Here is a 14309-nt window from a genome sequence, read left to right on the forward strand (position 1 = left end):
GTTGAAGCACCACGTCAACCAAGATCCAAGTCTGCTCGATCCGGAGGAAACCATTCATGAAGCCGCTGCTCGCGTCGAGACCCGCGCTGTGGTTCCTGTTCCTGTTCAACCTGGCCATCGCCACCGCCGCGCCCTTCGTGACCGACGGCCCGCAGGCCGTACTGACCGGCGTCGGTATGGGCGCGGTCTCGCTGGGGGCGGGCATCAGCCTGTTCCGGACCCGCCGGAAGCCGGTCTGACGACCTGCCTGCCCACGCGTCGAACGCGACCTGGGTGTGTCCACGGACCCGGCGCCGATCTGGGGGAGTGGCCGGCGACCGGGTCCGGGACAGCGCCGACCCCCGTCCCCACGGGTTCGGCGCGGGAGCCGCCTTCCGCTCAAGGCGGCCCCGGCTCTGGTGAACGAGGGCTCAGTTGTGCTCCTGCTTTCCACGGCCCTTCCCTGCGGTCGGGCTTCCTTGAGTGAGGCAAACATACGTGACTTACTTGAGTCAAGCAATCGAATGGATATTGCTTGAGTCAGGCAAGCAGGACGGTAGGCTGAGTGCATGCCCACGTACGGCAGCATCAGTGAGACACGATCACTTGCCCGCGGCGGCGGGCAACACCTGCTCGTCGCCGTGGACGAACCGGACAACGCCGAACTCCTGTCCACGACACTGGAGTTGGCCGGCTATCGGATCGGAACGGCCGGCAGCGGCACCGAGGTGGTGTCGCGGCTGGCCGAGCAGCGGTTCGAACTGGTCGTCATCGACGCGGAGTTGCCCGAGATGGACGCCCTTGAACAGGGCGGCCGGCTCGTCGCGCACCGCCCACCCGTCCTGCTGCTCACCGCCTGGGACGCCCTGGACGGGCCGCTGCCCGAACTCGGCGCGGGGGAGCGGGACTACGTCGCCAAGCCCTTCCGGATCGCCGAAGTGCTGGCCCGTATCCAGGTGTTGCTCCGTGCCAGGGGTGGCGGCCGCGACGGCGCGCTGCACTACGCCGACCTGGTCCTGGACGACACCACCTGCCAGGCGCGACGCGGCCGGCGCACACTCGATCTCACACCGGCGGAGTACCGGCTGCTGCGACACCTCATGATCAACGCGCACAAAGTGCTGCCCAAGGAGCAGATCAGCCGGTACGTCTGGGGCGACTTCCGCGGCGACAACGCGATGGAGCAGCTGGTCTCCCGCCTCCGGCGCAAGGTGGACCAGGAGGGCGCGGCGCTGATCCATACGCGGCGGGGCTTCGGGTACTGGCTCGGGCGGGCGGCCGGTGAGCGGTGAGCACTCCCTGCCGGGGAGTCGCAAGGGATTCGCGAAGCGAATACGGCCCCTTTGTGAAGCGAGGCGTCGGGCGGTGTCACGGTGACGTGGCGCCGCCCGTTTCTCGTGGCGTTCGCGTGTCGGTGCCCTGATGTCCTCACCTGTTGAGTCGCCGCCAAATCAACGAAGTTCACCTTCTCCGGCATCTCTCTCCGGTTCATGGCAACCGTGCCGACAGGTGATCCGGGTCGCGTCAGATCGGTGTCAGGCAACTGGGGACCGGAACCCGTCAGCCCGCTCTGTTTGCATGTGGACCTTGCTGGAACCGGCGTCCGTCCCTCTGGCGCACGCGGTCGGCGAGCAGTTCGGCCAGGTGCTGGCCCAGGCCCACGTGGACCACGGCGTGAACCTGCGCACCGGGGTCTCCGTCACCGAGGTGACCGACGAGGGCGTACGACTCGGGGACGGCGAGGAGGTCGAGGCCGACGAGGTGCTCGTCGCGATCGGCTCGCTGCCCGACACCGCGTGGCTCGCCGACAGCGGCCTCCCGGTCGGTGACGGAGTGGTGTGCGACGAGTACTGCGAGGCCGCCCGGAACGTCTACGCGGCGGGCGATGTCGCCCGCTGGTACAACCCGCTGTTCGGCACGTCGATGCGGATCGAGCACCGCACCAACGCGGGCGAGCAGGGCATGGCGGCGGCTCGCAACCTGCTCAACTCCCGGGCGCGCAAGGCGTACGCGCCCGTTCCGCACTTCTGGTCCGACCAGTACGACATGAAGATCCAGGCCCACGGCCATCTGCGCGGCCACGACGAAGTCGCCGTGGTGGAAGGGGACTTGGGGGAGCGGCGGTTCGTGGCCGCCTACCGCACCGGCGACCGGCTGCGCGGCGCCCGCATCAACACCGTCAGCCCAGGCGTGATCTCCACCGCGATGTCGAAGGCGGAGGCCGAGTCGCCACACGGCGGACACATGCTGAGGATGCTGGACGACTGCGGAGCGGGACGCACCGGCACGCCCGGCGGGATCGCCGACGCGGTGGCCCTCCTCACCGGCCCGCAGGTCCAGTTCGTCACCGGCACCGATCTGCTGGTCGACGGCGGGCAGGCCGCGTGGGTGCGCAGGCGCATGCGGCACTGACGGCGGAAGGCGGGCCTCCGTCGGACTGAACCGGCGGAAGGGCGGGCCTCGGCCGGTTCAGTCCCGTGACGTGAGAATGCTCAGCGCGTTCGCCGCCACGACGGCGCCGATGCCCGCCCACTCCGCCCAGCCCAGCCGCTGACCGAGGCCGATCCACCCGACCACGGCGGCGAGCACCGGGTTGACGCTCATGAACAGCCCGAAGGCCGGAGCCGGCACCCGGCGGAGCGTGAACAGATCGGCCAGATACGGTACCGCCGACGAGAGCACCCCGGCCGCCACCGCACACCCGGCCGCCGTGAGCGTCGGCGGATGGTGGACCGCGACGACGATCCCGACCGGCAGGAACATCAGCGCGGAGACCCCGGCCGCGGCCGCCGAACCCTGCGCCCCGGGGATGCGGCTGCCGACGGTCCGGTTGAGCAGGATGTACGACGCCCAGCACGTGGCGGCGAGCAGTCCGAGCCCCATGCCCAGGTAGTCGGCCGAAGGGCGAGGGCGCATCAGCGTCACCACACCCGCCGCCGCGATGAGCGCCCAGCAGACGTCCACCCGCCGCCGGGTCGCCGCGAGCGCTATGGACAGCGGTCCCAGGAACTCCAACGTCACCGCCAGGCCGAGGCCGACCCGGTCGATCGCGGTGTACAGGGACAGGTTCATCGTTCCGAACACCACCGCCAGCAGCAGGACCGGCCACCACTGCCACCAGGCGAACTCCCGCAGCCGCGGCCTGCCCACGGCGAACAGCACGGCCGCGGCGACGTACTGGCGCACCGCGACGACCCCCACCGGCCCGATCACGGGGAAGGCGAGGGAGCCGAGCGCGGCACCGGTCTGGTTGGACAGCCCGCTGCCGGCCATGGTGGCCACCCCGGCGAGGCCCACCCGGGAAGACGGCCGCGGGATGCCATGTGACGTTCCGGTCAACGGAGTTGTCGCTGCGGAGGCTCCAGGCATGCTCCGATCGTGCGCCTCACCCACACTTGCGCAAAATGCAACAGCCGGCCGATCTATACGCTGAGGTCATGGATCTGGAGCTGAGGCAGTTGCGGTGTCTCGTCGCGATCGTCGACGAAGGCACCTTCACGGACGCGGCCTCCGCGCTCGGCGTCTCCCAGGCCGCCGTCTCCCGCACCCTCGCCTCCCTCGAACAAGCCCTGGGAGTAAGGCTGTTGAGACGCACCTCCCGATCGGTGACCCCGACGAGCACCGGACTGCGAGTGGTCGCGCACGCCCGGCGGGTCCTCGCCGAGATCGACGACCTGGTCCTGGACGCCACCTCGGGCCACGCCCATCTCCGCATCGGCTACGCCTGGTCGGCGCTCGGCCGGCACACGCTCCCGTTCCAGCGCCGCTGGAGCCGGGCGTATCCGGAGACCGACCTGCACCTGGTCCGCGTCAACTCGGCCACCTCGGGCCTCGGTGAAGGCGCCTGCGACCTGGCTGTGGTTCGCCGCCCCCTCGACGACCGGCGGTTCGAGTCGGTCATCGTCGGGCTGGAGCGGCGGCTGTGCGCCATGGCCTCCGACGACTCCCTCGCGCGGCGCCGCTCGGTCCGGCTGGCCGACCTCGCCGGGCGCACCCTCCTCGTCGACCGCCGTACCGGCACCACCACCGCCGACCTGTGGCCGCCCGACTCCCGCCCGGTCACCGAGGACATCCACGACGTGGACGACTGGCTCACGGTGATCGCCACCGGCCGCAGTGTCGGCACGACCGCGGAATCGACCGCCAACCAGTACCCGCGGCCCGGAGTGGTCTACCGCCCGGTGCGCGACGGTGAGCCCATCGCCGTACGCCTCGCCTGGTGGAAGGACGATCCGCATCCCGCCACCCAGGCCGTGCTGGAACTGCTCACCGCGCTCTACCGCGAGCCGTAGCGGAAGGCGGTTCACCGGCCGCCCACGGCCGGTCCGTGGGCGGGTGGGGGCATGTCTGGGGTAAGTATGGGCGGAAGCATGCCTGCAATACGGCGGACAAAATTGTTGACAATCTTGTTTGGCTAGATTTAGGTTCGACAGGCACTCACTCAGGGAGGGCAGCGATGCCGAAAGAAGCCCGTCCGAGCACCGGGGAGCAGGCCAAGCAGCATGCGCTCACGCAGTTGCGGCAGGCGATCCTGCACGGCGACATGGCACCGGCACAGCGGCTGGTGGAGAACGAGCTCGCCGAGCAACTCGATGTGACACGGGCCAGCATCCGCGCGGCGTTGATCGATCTGGCGGCCGAAGGACTGGTCGAGCGGATCCGCAACCGGGGCTCCCGGGTGCGGGTGGTGACCGTGGAGGAAGCGGTCGCCATCACGGAGTGCCGCATGGTCCTGGAGGGACTGTGCGCGGCCAAGGCGGCCGTCGCGGCCAGCGACGAGCAGCTGACCGAACTGGCGGACCTGGGCCGGGCCATGACCAAGGCCGTGGCCGACGGCGAGCCGGTGACGTACTCCGAGCTCAACCACGAACTGCACGACAAGGTCCGGGAGTTCTCCGGCCAGCAGACGGCCTTGGCCCTGCTGGAGCGGCTCAATGCCCAACTGGTGCGTCACCGCTTCCAGTTGGCGCTGCGGCCAGGGCGTCCGCAGCAGTCCCTGAACGAGCATCTGGCCATGATCGAGGCGATCACGGCCAGGGACCCGCAGGCGGCCGAGGCGGCCGTCCGCGCCCATCTCACCAGTGTGATCGAGGCGTTGCGCGACTGAGGCGCGGCGGCTCGGCACGCCTGGGGCGGGCGCACACCTGTCCACCAAGGAGATTGACGCAATGACGCACGGCAACGCGCCCGCCTCCCCCACGCCCGACGACGCTCGCGCGGGGGGACCCCCATCACGATCGACACTCGTCGTCACGGCGCACGCCGGGGACTTCGTGTGGCGGGCGGGCGGAGCCATCGCCCTGGCTGCCGCCCGTGGCGAGAAGGTCACCATTGCCTGTCTGACCTTCGGCGAGCGCGGCGAGTCCGCCAAGGCATGGCGCGAGGGCAAGCAGCTGGACGAGATCAAGGCGATACGGAGGGACGAGGCCGAGCGAGCGGCGGCCACCCTCGGCGCCGAGGTCCGTTTCTTCGACGCCGGCGACTACCCCCTGGTCGCCACCGCCGAGCTGACCGACGAACTCGTCGCCGTCTACCGCGCCACGCAGCCGGACGTCGTGCTCACCCACCCCTCCGAGGACCCGTACAACGGCGACCACCCGGCCGCCAACCGGATGGCGCTGGAGGCCCGCGTCCTGGCGCAGGCCATCGGCTACCCCGGCGAGGGCGAGATCATCGGCGCCCCGCCGGTCTTCTACTTCGAGCCGCACCAGCCCGAGATGAGCGGCTTCAGGCCCCAGGTCCTCCTCGACATCACCGAGGTCTGGGACACCAAGCGCAAGGCGATGGAGTGCCTCGGCGCGCAGCAGCACCTGTGGGACTACTACACCGACCTCGCCGTCCGCCGCGGGGTCCAGCTCAAGCGGAACGCCGGCCCGAACCTGGGCCTGGCCCACAAGACGATGGCCGAGGCGTACATGCGTCCGTACCCGCAGATCGCGAAGGAGCTGGCATAGCCATGGGCGGTGTGATCGTCACCAACCCGCCGAAGGCGGACGCGAAGGACGTCGAGGCGCTGGCCGCCTTCGGTGTGGCCACCGTCAGCGAGGCCATGGGTCGTACGGGCCTGCTCGGCCCCTCAATTCGCCCTGTCCAGCAGGGAGTTCGGGTCGCCGGCACCGCCGTCACCGTGCTCAGCTGGCCGGGCGACAACCTCATGATCCATGCGGCTGTGGAGCAGTGCGGCGAGGGGGACATCCTCGTCGTCACCACCACCTCCCCGTGCACCGACGGCCTGTTCGGTGAACTGTTCGCCACCGCGCTGCAGCAGCGCGGGGTGCGCGGAGTCGTCCTCAACACCGGCATCCGCGACACCCAGGAACTGCGCGACATGGGCTTCGCCGCCTGGTCCCGCGCCGTCTCCTCGCAGGGCACCGTCAAGGCCACCGGCGGCTCGGTCAACGTGCCCGTCGCCATCGACGGCCAGGTCGTCCGCCCCGGCGACGTGATCGTCGCCGACGACGACGGCGTGGTGGTCGTCCCGCGCGAGAAGGCCCGCGAGACCGCCGAGAGGTCCGCGGCACGCGAGGCCAAGGAAGCGGCCACCCGCGCCGCGTTCCTGGAGGGCCAACTCGGCCTGGACCGCTACGGGCTGCGCGACACCCTCAAGCAACTCGGCGTCGAGTACCGGTCGTACGAGGAGTACACCGGAGCCGGGTCGTGACCGGGCCCGCGGAGGTGCGCTGCATGCTGATGCGCGGCGGCACCTCCAAGGGCGCCTACTTCCTGGCCGAGGACCTCCCCGCCGACCCCGCCGTGCGCGACGACCTGCTGCTGCGCGTCATGGGCAGCCCCGACCCGCGCCAGATCGACGGCCTGGGCGGCGCCCACCCGCTCACCAGCAAGGTCGGCGTGGTCTCCGTCTCGGCCGCCCCCGAGGCCGACGTCGACTACCTGTTCCTCCAGGTCGCCGTCGACCGCCCCGAGGTCACCGACCGGCAGAACTGCGGCAACATCCTCGCCGGAATAGGGCCGTTCGCCGTGGAGCGGGGGCTCGTGGCCCCCGGTGACGGCGAGACGTCCGTCCGTATCCGCATGCTCAACACCGGGGAACTGGCCATTGCCACCTTCTCCACTCCCGGCGGGCGGGTGGACTACACCGGCACCGCCGAGATCTCCGGCGTGCCCGGCACCGCGGCCCCAGTGGTGATCGAATTCCCGCAGGGCACAAGCCCGTTGCTGCCGACGGGACGGATCCGGGACGTCATCGCCGGCACCGAGGTGACGTGCGTCGACAACGGCATGCCGGTCGTCCTGATCGAGGCCGCCGCACTGGACGTCACCGGCTACGAGAGCCCCAAGGACCTGGAGGAGAACCTCACTCTCGCCGACCGCCTCCGGGAGATCCGTCTGGAGGCGGGCAAGCTGATGGGCCTCGGCGACGTCGAGAACACGACGGTTCCCAAGCTCAGCCTGCTGGCGCCGCCCCGGGACGGCGGAGCCGTCATGACCCGCACCTTCATCCCCGTGCGCTGCCACACCTCGATCGGCGTCCTCGGCGCCGCGAGCGTGGCGGCGGGACTGCTCCTGCCCGGCGGGGTGGGGGAGGGCATCGCGGACGTCACGGAACAAAGTGACCGAATTCGCATCGAGCATCCCAGCGGATTCCTGGACATCGAAACTGGCGTCGAGCTCGGATCCGCAGGGTCCGCTCCCGTGGTCCGCAGAACCGCGGTCGTACGCACCGCCCGAAAGATCTTCGACGGCACGGTCTTCCCCCGGCCCGCCGCTCCGACTCCCGCACCCGCACACCCCCTTGGAGGCAACGATGGCTCCGCCGCTCGGTGACATCGCCCATATCGGCCACGCCCAGCTCTTCACCCCGGACCTGGACGCGAGTGTCGCCTTCTTCACCGACTACCTCGGGCTGACCGTCAACGGGCAGGACGGCGACACCGTCTACCTCCGGACCTACGACGACTACGAGCACCACAGCCTGGTCCTCACCGCCCGCGCACAGCCCGGCCTCGGCCGCCTCGCCCTGCGCACCTCCAGCGAGGAGGCCCTCCAGCGCCGTGTCACGGCGATCGAGGACGCGGGCGGCACCGGGCGATGGGTCGAGGACGAACCCGGCCTCGGCAAGCTCTACGTCACCACCGACCCGGACGGCCACGAGCACGCCCTGTACTGGGAGAGCGAGCACTACCGGGCCCCCGACGAGCTGAAACCGGCCCTGAAGAACCAGCCGCAGGCCAAACCCAACCGGGGCGTCGGGGTCCGCCGCCTCGACCACATCAACTTCCTTGCCGCGGACGTGCTTTCGAGTGCCGAGTTCCAGCAACACGTGCTGGGCGCAAGGCCGACGGAGCAGATCCGGCTCAACAGCGGGCGGATCGCGGCGCGTTGGCTGACGTACACCAACAAGTCCTACGACGTCGTCTACACCGAGGACTGGACCGGTTCGACCGGGCGGCTGCACCACATCGCCTTCGCGACCGACACCCGTGAGGACATCCTGCGCGCGGCCGATCTCGCCATCGACACAGGCGTGTTCATCGAGACGGGGCCGCACAAGCACGCCATCCAGCAGACGTTCTTCCTCTACGTCTACGAACCCGGCGGCAACCGCATCGAGTTGTGCAACCCGCTGACCCGACTCGTCCTGGCGCCCGACTGGCCGCTGATCACCTGGACCGAGGACGAGCGGAAGAAGGGGCAGGCCTGGGGCCTGAAGACCATCGAGTCCTTCCACACGCACGGGACTCCGCCGGTCGGCTGAGCGACGCGCGGAAGCCGCCCGGAGCCACCCCACACGATTGTCGATGAGATTGTTGACAAAAACGTTGACTATCGCGGGGGTGACTCCTTAGCGTCTGGCGCACCAAGCACGAGAGGTAACCAACGATGTCTTCCTCCCCCTCCCCGTCCCCCGCTCTGTCCGCCCGCGGCAGCCGACTGGCCCTCCTGGTCATCGGCCTGTGCTGGCTGGCCGTCCTCTTCGACGGCCTCGACATGTTCATCTACGGCTCGGTGCTCCCGCACCTGCTGGAGACGAAGACCTTCGGTCTCACCGCGGACCAGGCCGGCGACCTCGGCAGCTACGCCACCTTCGGCATGCTGGTGGGCGCCCTGACCGCGGGCACGGTCGCGGACCGGATCGGCCGCAAGCAGCTGATGATCGCCTGCGTGACGCTGTTCTCGCTGGCCTCCGGCATCTGCGCGGTCTCCGGCAGCGTCGAGGTCTTCGGCCTCGGCCGCACCCTCGCCGGCGTCGGCCTCGGCGGACTGCTGCCCACCGCGATCAGCATGGTCTCCGACTACGCCCCGCGCGGCCGGACCGCCCTCACCATCGGCATGCTGATGACCGCCCACCACGCCGGCGGCATCCTCTCCGCCTACGTGGCCAAGTGGCTGGTGGACCCGGTCGGCTGGCGCGCCGCCTTCTGGGTCTGCGTCCTCCCGCTGCTCTTCGTCCCGGTCCTGCTGAAGTTCCTGCCCGAGTCGCTGAGCTTCCTGGTCGCCAAGGGCCGTACCGGCGAGGCCACCGCCCTCGCCGAGCGCTTCGAGGTCGAACTCCCCGCCGCCACCGGCAAGAAGACCGCGGCCGACCGCTGGGACGCCCTGCTCAACCTCTTCCGCGGCGGCGAATGGCTCCAGACCCTGCTGTACTGGTTCGCCTCCTTCGGTGGCCTGCTCCTCGTCTACGGCGTCGCCACCTGGCTGCCCACCCTGATGCGCTCCGAGGGCTACGCGCTCGCCGACGCCCTCACCTTCGTCGTCGTCTTCAACCTCGGCGGCATCGTGGGCATGCTCGCGGCGGGTCGCGCGGCCGACCGCTTCGGTGCCCCGCGCATCTCGTCGATCTGGTTCGCGCTCACCGCAGTGGGTGTCTTCCTGCTCGGTGTCCACATGGACCAGGCCGTCACGATGCTGGTCGTCTTCCTCACCGGCGTCTTCCTCAACAGCGCCCAGACGATGATCTACGCGACGGTCTCCATCCGCTCCGCCCCCGACAACCGCGCCACCGCCGTCGGCTGGACCTCCGGCATGGGCCGCTTCGGCGCCGTCTTCGGCCCGTGGCTCGGCGGCCAGCTGCTCGCCTCCGGCAACGGCGACTGGGGCTTCACGTCCTTCGCCATCGCCGGTCTGTCGTCCATGGTGTTCATCGGTATCGCGGCCCTGCGCAGCTCCAAGCAGGCGGAACGAACCGGCGTGGAGCAGGAGTTGGTCTCCGCCCACTGAGGTGAAACACGGAGGCGCCCGCGTCGAAGGACGCGGGCGCCTCCGTGTGCGGCGGGTCAGTCCTTGCCCATCTGGTCCTCCGCGGACAGGTGTTCCACCGTCTTGCCGGTCTCCGTGAACGTCCGGGTCACGTACCCCGACGAGTACACCCACAGGATGCGCAGCGGGGTGTCGCCCACGTTCCGGAACAGATGCGGGATGGGTGAGGGGACGTACGTCGTGTCGTACTGCTCCAGGCGCGTCACCTCGCCGTCGACCCACACCTCCGCCTCGCCCTCCAGGACCGTCACGTGCTCGTCGCAGTTGTGCGAGTGCAATGGCGCGCCGGAGCCGACCGGATAGACGCTCATGCCACTGGTGATCAGGTTCTCCCCGCCCGCCGACGGCGTCGTGATGAGGGGGGTCGAGGCGACGGCTCCGCCCCGGTCGAGCACGGGCACGGACGCGACCTTGATGATCGTGGTCATCCGGAGTTCCTTTCCGCTTACACACTTCTGCGTCGAACGACGTTAGGCCTCGCGCGGGGGAATGGGTGCCCTCTGGCGTGCAGCTTTACCTTGCATTTCCAGGGGGGTGAGCTTTCCGGACCCGGCTGTAGCGTCGGCTCGCATCGCACGGCTCCACGAACCGTGCACGTAACGCGCCGGAATGAAAAGGCAGGTATCGGCCCATGAGGCTCCCCGTTCTCACCGAAGAGGAAATGGACCCGCGCCAGCAGGAACTGGCCGCCCGCATCGCCGGCCGGCGCGGCGCGGTCCGCGGACCCTTCCGGGTCTGGCTGCACAGCCCGGAGATGTGCGAACGGGCCGAATCCCTCGGTGCGTTCGCCCGCTTCGACAGCAGCCTCCCCAAGCACCTCAGCGAACTCACCCTGCTGATGGCCGCCCGCAACTGGGACGCGCAGTACTCCTGGAACGCCCATGTGCACCAGGCGATCGAGGCCGGCATCCCGGAGGCCGCCGTCAAGGCGATCGCCGAGAAGCGCGAGGCGGTCTTCGACAACGAAGCGGACCAGGCCTTCTACCAGTTCTGCCGCGAGATCCTCGACGACCACTTCGTCACCGACGACACCTTCGCCGCCGCACTGGAGCACTTCGGCTCCAAGGGCCTCGTCGACACCATCGGCGCGCTCGGCAACTTCACCATGCTCGGTATGTGCCTCAACACCTTCCAGGTGGACCTCCAGGCCGACAAGGAACCCCCGTTCCCGGACATCCGTGGCTACGCCCGTGTTGCCCCGGACGGCCCCGACGGCACCGAGCCACGCCCGTGACAACCCCGGGGGGAGACGCGGTACTTCGCGGTGGCCCGCGAGGTCCGCCGCGGGGGCCGCATCCTGATCCTCGACGAACCGACCGCCTGTCTCAGCGCCGAAGCAGCCCACCAGATACGGGAGTTGGCCCGCACCCTGCGCGACGAGGGCGTGGCCGTCGTCTACATCCCGCACTACATCGACGAGGTGCTGGCCGTCGCCGACCTGGGGAAGCTCGGCGCCCTGGACGCCGGCTGGATCGCGCAGGACGCGGGCGGCAAGAACGTCCGGGTCGGCGTGATCGCGGGGGCGCCCGGCGCGGCCTCCGACCTGATGGTGGGCGGCTTCACGAAGGCGCTGCCGAGCACCGCGAAGGTGGTCGCGAACCAGCCGGGTATGTTCAATCCGGTGAAGGCGCAGGACATGGCCGAGAACATGATCCAGGCACACCCCGGCCTGCAGTACGCGTTCGTCGCCTCGGAGGACATGGCGCTGGCCGCCCGGAAGGCGTTCGACGCGGCAGGCAAGAAGGACGTGAAGATCGTGATCGCCAACGGCACGGACGAGGACCTGGCCGCCGTCAAGGACGGACGGCTCTCCGCCACCGTCGCGAACCATGTCGATCGGGCAGACCGCGGTCAAGAACGCCGTCGGACTCCTGGCCAAGAAGAAGGTTGACAAGATTGCCAACATTCCTCTTTTGTTGGTCACCAAGGACAACCTGAACAAGGCACCCCAGTACTGCCCCAAGTAGCGCAGCCGCGTGGGCAGCGATGCCTGTCCCCGCCCTGTCCCGAGCCGCCCGTCCGGCACGCCGCCGGAATGTCCTGACAGAGCCGCTGCAAGGACGTTCCGGATCCCGCCGGACCCCTACGTACGACCGGCACCGCCGCCGGGGCCCACCCCTGGCACACCTGGGCCTCCGGAGGAATCATGGACCGGCTGCTCCTCATGCACAGCTTCGTCACCGTCGCACAGACCGGCAGCTTCAGCGGCGCCGCCAAGAAGCTCGGCTCGTCGGGCTCCCTCGTCTCGCGCCATGTCGCCGAGCTGGAGCGACAGGTGGGCGTCCGCCTCGTCAACCGCACCGCCCGCTCGGTGAGCCTCACCGAGCCGGGGCTCCGGTACGCCGAGTTCGCCTCCCGCATCCTCGACGAGATCGAGGCCGAGGACGCCGTCATCTCACACCTCCACGACCGCGCCGAGGGCACCCTGAGCATCATCTGCCCCAAGTGGATAGGCAGCCTGGACCTCGGAGACGCGATCGCCGCGTTCTCCGCCGCCCACCCCAAGATCCACGTCCGCTTCGAACTGGGCGGCATGTCGGACCGCACGTACGACTTCCTGGACAGCGGCTTCGACGTCGCCTTCCACACCAGGGATCTACGGGACTCCAGCGTCCGGCTGAAGAAGATCGCCTCCCTGCCCTTCGTGCTCTGCGCCTCCGAGAAGTACCTGGAGCGCTGCGGCCCGCTCACCGAGCCCAACGGCCTCGCCCACCACGAGTGCCTCGTCCACGTCAACGACCCGGTCTGGCGCATCGGCCACGGACACACCAGCACCCTGCACAAGATCCGCAACGTGGCGTTCTCCTCCAACTCCTACCTCGCGCTCCAGAAGGCCGCCGTACACGGCCGCGGCATCGCCCTGCTCCCACAGCGCCCGGCCTACGACGACCTCCTCTCCGGCGCCCTCAAGGTCCTGCTGCCGGAGCTCGCCGTACCCGACCGCCCGCTCTTCGCGATCTACGGCCCCGGCCAGGCCACCCCGCGCAAGGTCAGCGTCTTCCTGGACTTCCTCGCCGAATGGTTCTCGCAGAACCCCATTCCGGCCATCCGCGCGTAGCCGCAAGAAACGATTGCGAATTCAGTCGAGCTCGGACCATTGAGGCCTTCACGCCCTGAAATCTAGGCTCGCCGGGCGACCCGCGAAACGAGGCATCCATGGGAATCCAGAGAATCGAATCGGTCACCTACGGCATCGACGACGTAGACGAATGTGTCCGTTTCTTCGGCGACTTCGGGCTGTTCCTGCTGGAGCGCACCGAGGAGCACGCGGTGTTCGAGACCCTCGCCGGACAGACCCTCCACCTGGACACCGTGCCGGGCCCGCTGCTGCCGCCGCCGGTGGAGGCCGGGCCGACGATCCGTGAGGTCGTCTGGGGCGTCGACACCTCCGAGGAACTGGCCCGGCTGGTCGCCGCGGCCGGCCGGGACCGCAAGGTCCACGAGAGCGCCGACGGGGTCTTCCACACCGTGGACGAGAGCGGCTTCGGCGTCGGACTCACCCTGGCCCGCCCGAAGAACGCGGACGTCACGCCCCGCCCCGCCAACGCGCTGGGCAGCGTCGACCGCTGGAACACCGCGCTGGAACCGCTCACCCGGGCCTTCCCGCTGCGCATGTGCCATGTCGCGCTGAACATCGTCAAGGAGGGACGCGAGGAGGCCGTCGCGTTCTACACCGAGCGGCTCGGCTTCCGGCCCACCGACGTCGTCGATCCGATGGGCGTCTTCATGCAGGCACCGGGCGACGACGACCAGCACACCATGCTGCTGTGCCACCGCCCCGACCGCGCCGGCGTCAACCACATCGCCTACGAGGTCCCCGGCTTCGACGACGTCATCGAGGGCGGCAACCACATGATCGAGCGCGGCTGGCGGGAGGCCCGCAGACTCGGCCGACACACCGTCGGCTCGAACGTGTTCCGGTTCATCCACGCCCCGTGCGGAGGCCGCGTCGAGTACGCGGCGGACATGGACCGCGTCGACGACACCTACGAGACCCGCGTCCACGAGACCACCCCGCCGCACCACATCTGGGCACTGCGCTCCAACCGCGACCAGGACGCCCCCGCCACCTGACTCTCCTCCCGCCTTTCCAGCCTGAGAGGGCACCCACT

15 protein-coding genes and 2 pseudogenes are annotated in these 14309 nt (G+C 69.7%); 15 read left to right on the plus strand and 2 right to left on the minus strand.

The genetic code is table 11. From position 1 onward, the window contains the following. The first annotated feature begins 56 nt into the window (after positions 1-56). The 4 genes and pseudogenes from ACWDEW_RS29500 to ACWDEW_RS29515 form a co-directional block, all read left to right on the plus strand. Positions 57-239: a hypothetical protein gene (locus ACWDEW_RS29500; RefSeq protein ID WP_450516531.1), complete on the plus strand. Its 183-nt coding sequence runs from the start codon at positions 57-59 to the stop codon at positions 237-239. A 309-nt stretch (positions 240-548) separates the two neighbouring features. Beyond that, complete coding sequence (locus tag ACWDEW_RS29505; protein WP_450516533.1) at positions 549-1271, plus strand: response regulator transcription factor; 723 nt, start codon at positions 549-551, stop codon at positions 1269-1271. A 292-nt stretch (positions 1272-1563) separates the two neighbouring features. Beyond that, a pseudogene (locus ACWDEW_RS29510) lies at positions 1564-2175 on the plus strand (FAD-dependent oxidoreductase); the annotation flags it as partial. 21 nt (positions 2176-2196) lie between these two features. Then, a pseudogene (locus tag ACWDEW_RS29515) lies at positions 2197-2391 on the plus strand (SDR family oxidoreductase); the annotation flags it as partial. A gap of 57 nt (positions 2392-2448) precedes the next feature. Here the strand turns inward: ACWDEW_RS29515 and ACWDEW_RS29520 are convergent. Further along, a complete protein-coding gene (locus ACWDEW_RS29520; RefSeq protein ID WP_450516535.1) occupies positions 2449-3348 on the minus strand; it encodes an EamA family transporter in 900 nt (299 codons plus the stop codon). Between the two features lie 68 nt (positions 3349-3416). On the opposite strand from ACWDEW_RS29520, the gene ACWDEW_RS29525 reads away from it, so the two are divergent. The 7 genes from ACWDEW_RS29525 (at position 3417) to ACWDEW_RS29555 (ending at position 10158) form a co-directional block, all read left to right on the plus strand. Then, positions 3417-4271 carry a LysR family transcriptional regulator gene (locus ACWDEW_RS29525; protein ID WP_450516537.1) on the plus strand — a complete coding sequence of 285 codons (855 nt, stop codon included), beginning with the start codon at positions 3417-3419 and terminating at the stop codon, positions 4269-4271. Between the two features lie 164 nt (positions 4272-4435). Continuing rightward, entirely contained in the window at positions 4436-5086 is a 651-nt protein-coding gene (locus ACWDEW_RS29530) for a GntR family transcriptional regulator (protein ID WP_262062166.1), read from the plus strand. A 61-nt stretch (positions 5087-5147) separates the two neighbouring features. Next, on the plus strand, positions 5148-5933 hold the full coding sequence (locus ACWDEW_RS29535) for a PIG-L deacetylase family protein (RefSeq protein WP_450516539.1): 786 nt from the start codon (positions 5148-5150) through the stop codon (positions 5931-5933). Positions 5934-5935: 2 nt separating this feature from the next. Beyond that, positions 5936-6640, plus strand: a complete 705-nt coding sequence (locus ACWDEW_RS29540; RefSeq protein ID WP_450516541.1) for a 4-carboxy-4-hydroxy-2-oxoadipate aldolase/oxaloacetate decarboxylase — start codon at positions 5936-5938, stop codon at positions 6638-6640. Next, entirely contained in the window at positions 6637-7764 is a 1128-nt protein-coding gene (locus ACWDEW_RS29545; protein ID WP_450516543.1) for a 4-oxalomesaconate tautomerase, read from the plus strand. Before ACWDEW_RS29540 ends, ACWDEW_RS29545 begins: the two co-directional genes overlap by 4 nt. After that, positions 7745-8695: a catechol 2,3-dioxygenase gene (locus tag ACWDEW_RS29550; RefSeq protein WP_450516545.1), complete on the plus strand. Its 951-nt coding sequence runs from the start codon at positions 7745-7747 to the stop codon at positions 8693-8695. Before ACWDEW_RS29545 ends, ACWDEW_RS29550 begins: the two co-directional genes overlap by 20 nt. Before the next feature lie 125 nt (positions 8696-8820). Then, positions 8821-10158, plus strand: a complete 1338-nt coding sequence (locus ACWDEW_RS29555; protein WP_450516547.1) for an MFS transporter — start codon at positions 8821-8823, stop codon at positions 10156-10158. A gap of 56 nt (positions 10159-10214) precedes the next feature. On the opposite strand, the gene ACWDEW_RS29560 is transcribed toward ACWDEW_RS29555, so the two are convergent. Continuing rightward, positions 10215-10625, minus strand: a complete 411-nt coding sequence (locus ACWDEW_RS29560) for a cupin domain-containing protein (protein WP_450516549.1) — start codon at positions 10623-10625, stop codon at positions 10215-10217. A gap of 233 nt (positions 10626-10858) precedes the next feature. On the opposite strand from ACWDEW_RS29560, the gene ACWDEW_RS29565 reads away from it, so the two are divergent. The 4 genes from ACWDEW_RS29565 (at position 10859) to ACWDEW_RS29580 (ending at position 14271) form a co-directional block, all read left to right on the plus strand. Further along, positions 10859-11431 (plus strand): carboxymuconolactone decarboxylase family protein, encoded by a 573-nt coding sequence (locus ACWDEW_RS29565; RefSeq protein WP_450516755.1) that lies wholly within the window; start codon positions 10859-10861, stop codon positions 11429-11431. Between the two features lie 30 nt (positions 11432-11461). Continuing rightward, positions 11462-12088, plus strand: a complete 627-nt coding sequence (locus ACWDEW_RS29570) for a substrate-binding domain-containing protein (RefSeq protein ID WP_450516551.1) — start codon at positions 11462-11464, stop codon at positions 12086-12088. A 255-nt stretch (positions 12089-12343) separates the two neighbouring features. Beyond that, positions 12344-13255, plus strand: a complete 912-nt coding sequence (locus tag ACWDEW_RS29575) for a LysR family transcriptional regulator (protein WP_450516553.1) — start codon at positions 12344-12346, stop codon at positions 13253-13255. Positions 13256-13353: 98 nt separating this feature from the next. Beyond that, positions 13354-14271: a VOC family protein gene (locus ACWDEW_RS29580; protein ID WP_450516555.1), complete on the plus strand. Its 918-nt coding sequence runs from the start codon at positions 13354-13356 to the stop codon at positions 14269-14271. Positions 14272-14309 lie beyond the last annotated feature (38 nt).

This window comes from Streptomyces sp. NPDC001100, assembly GCF_053598575.1.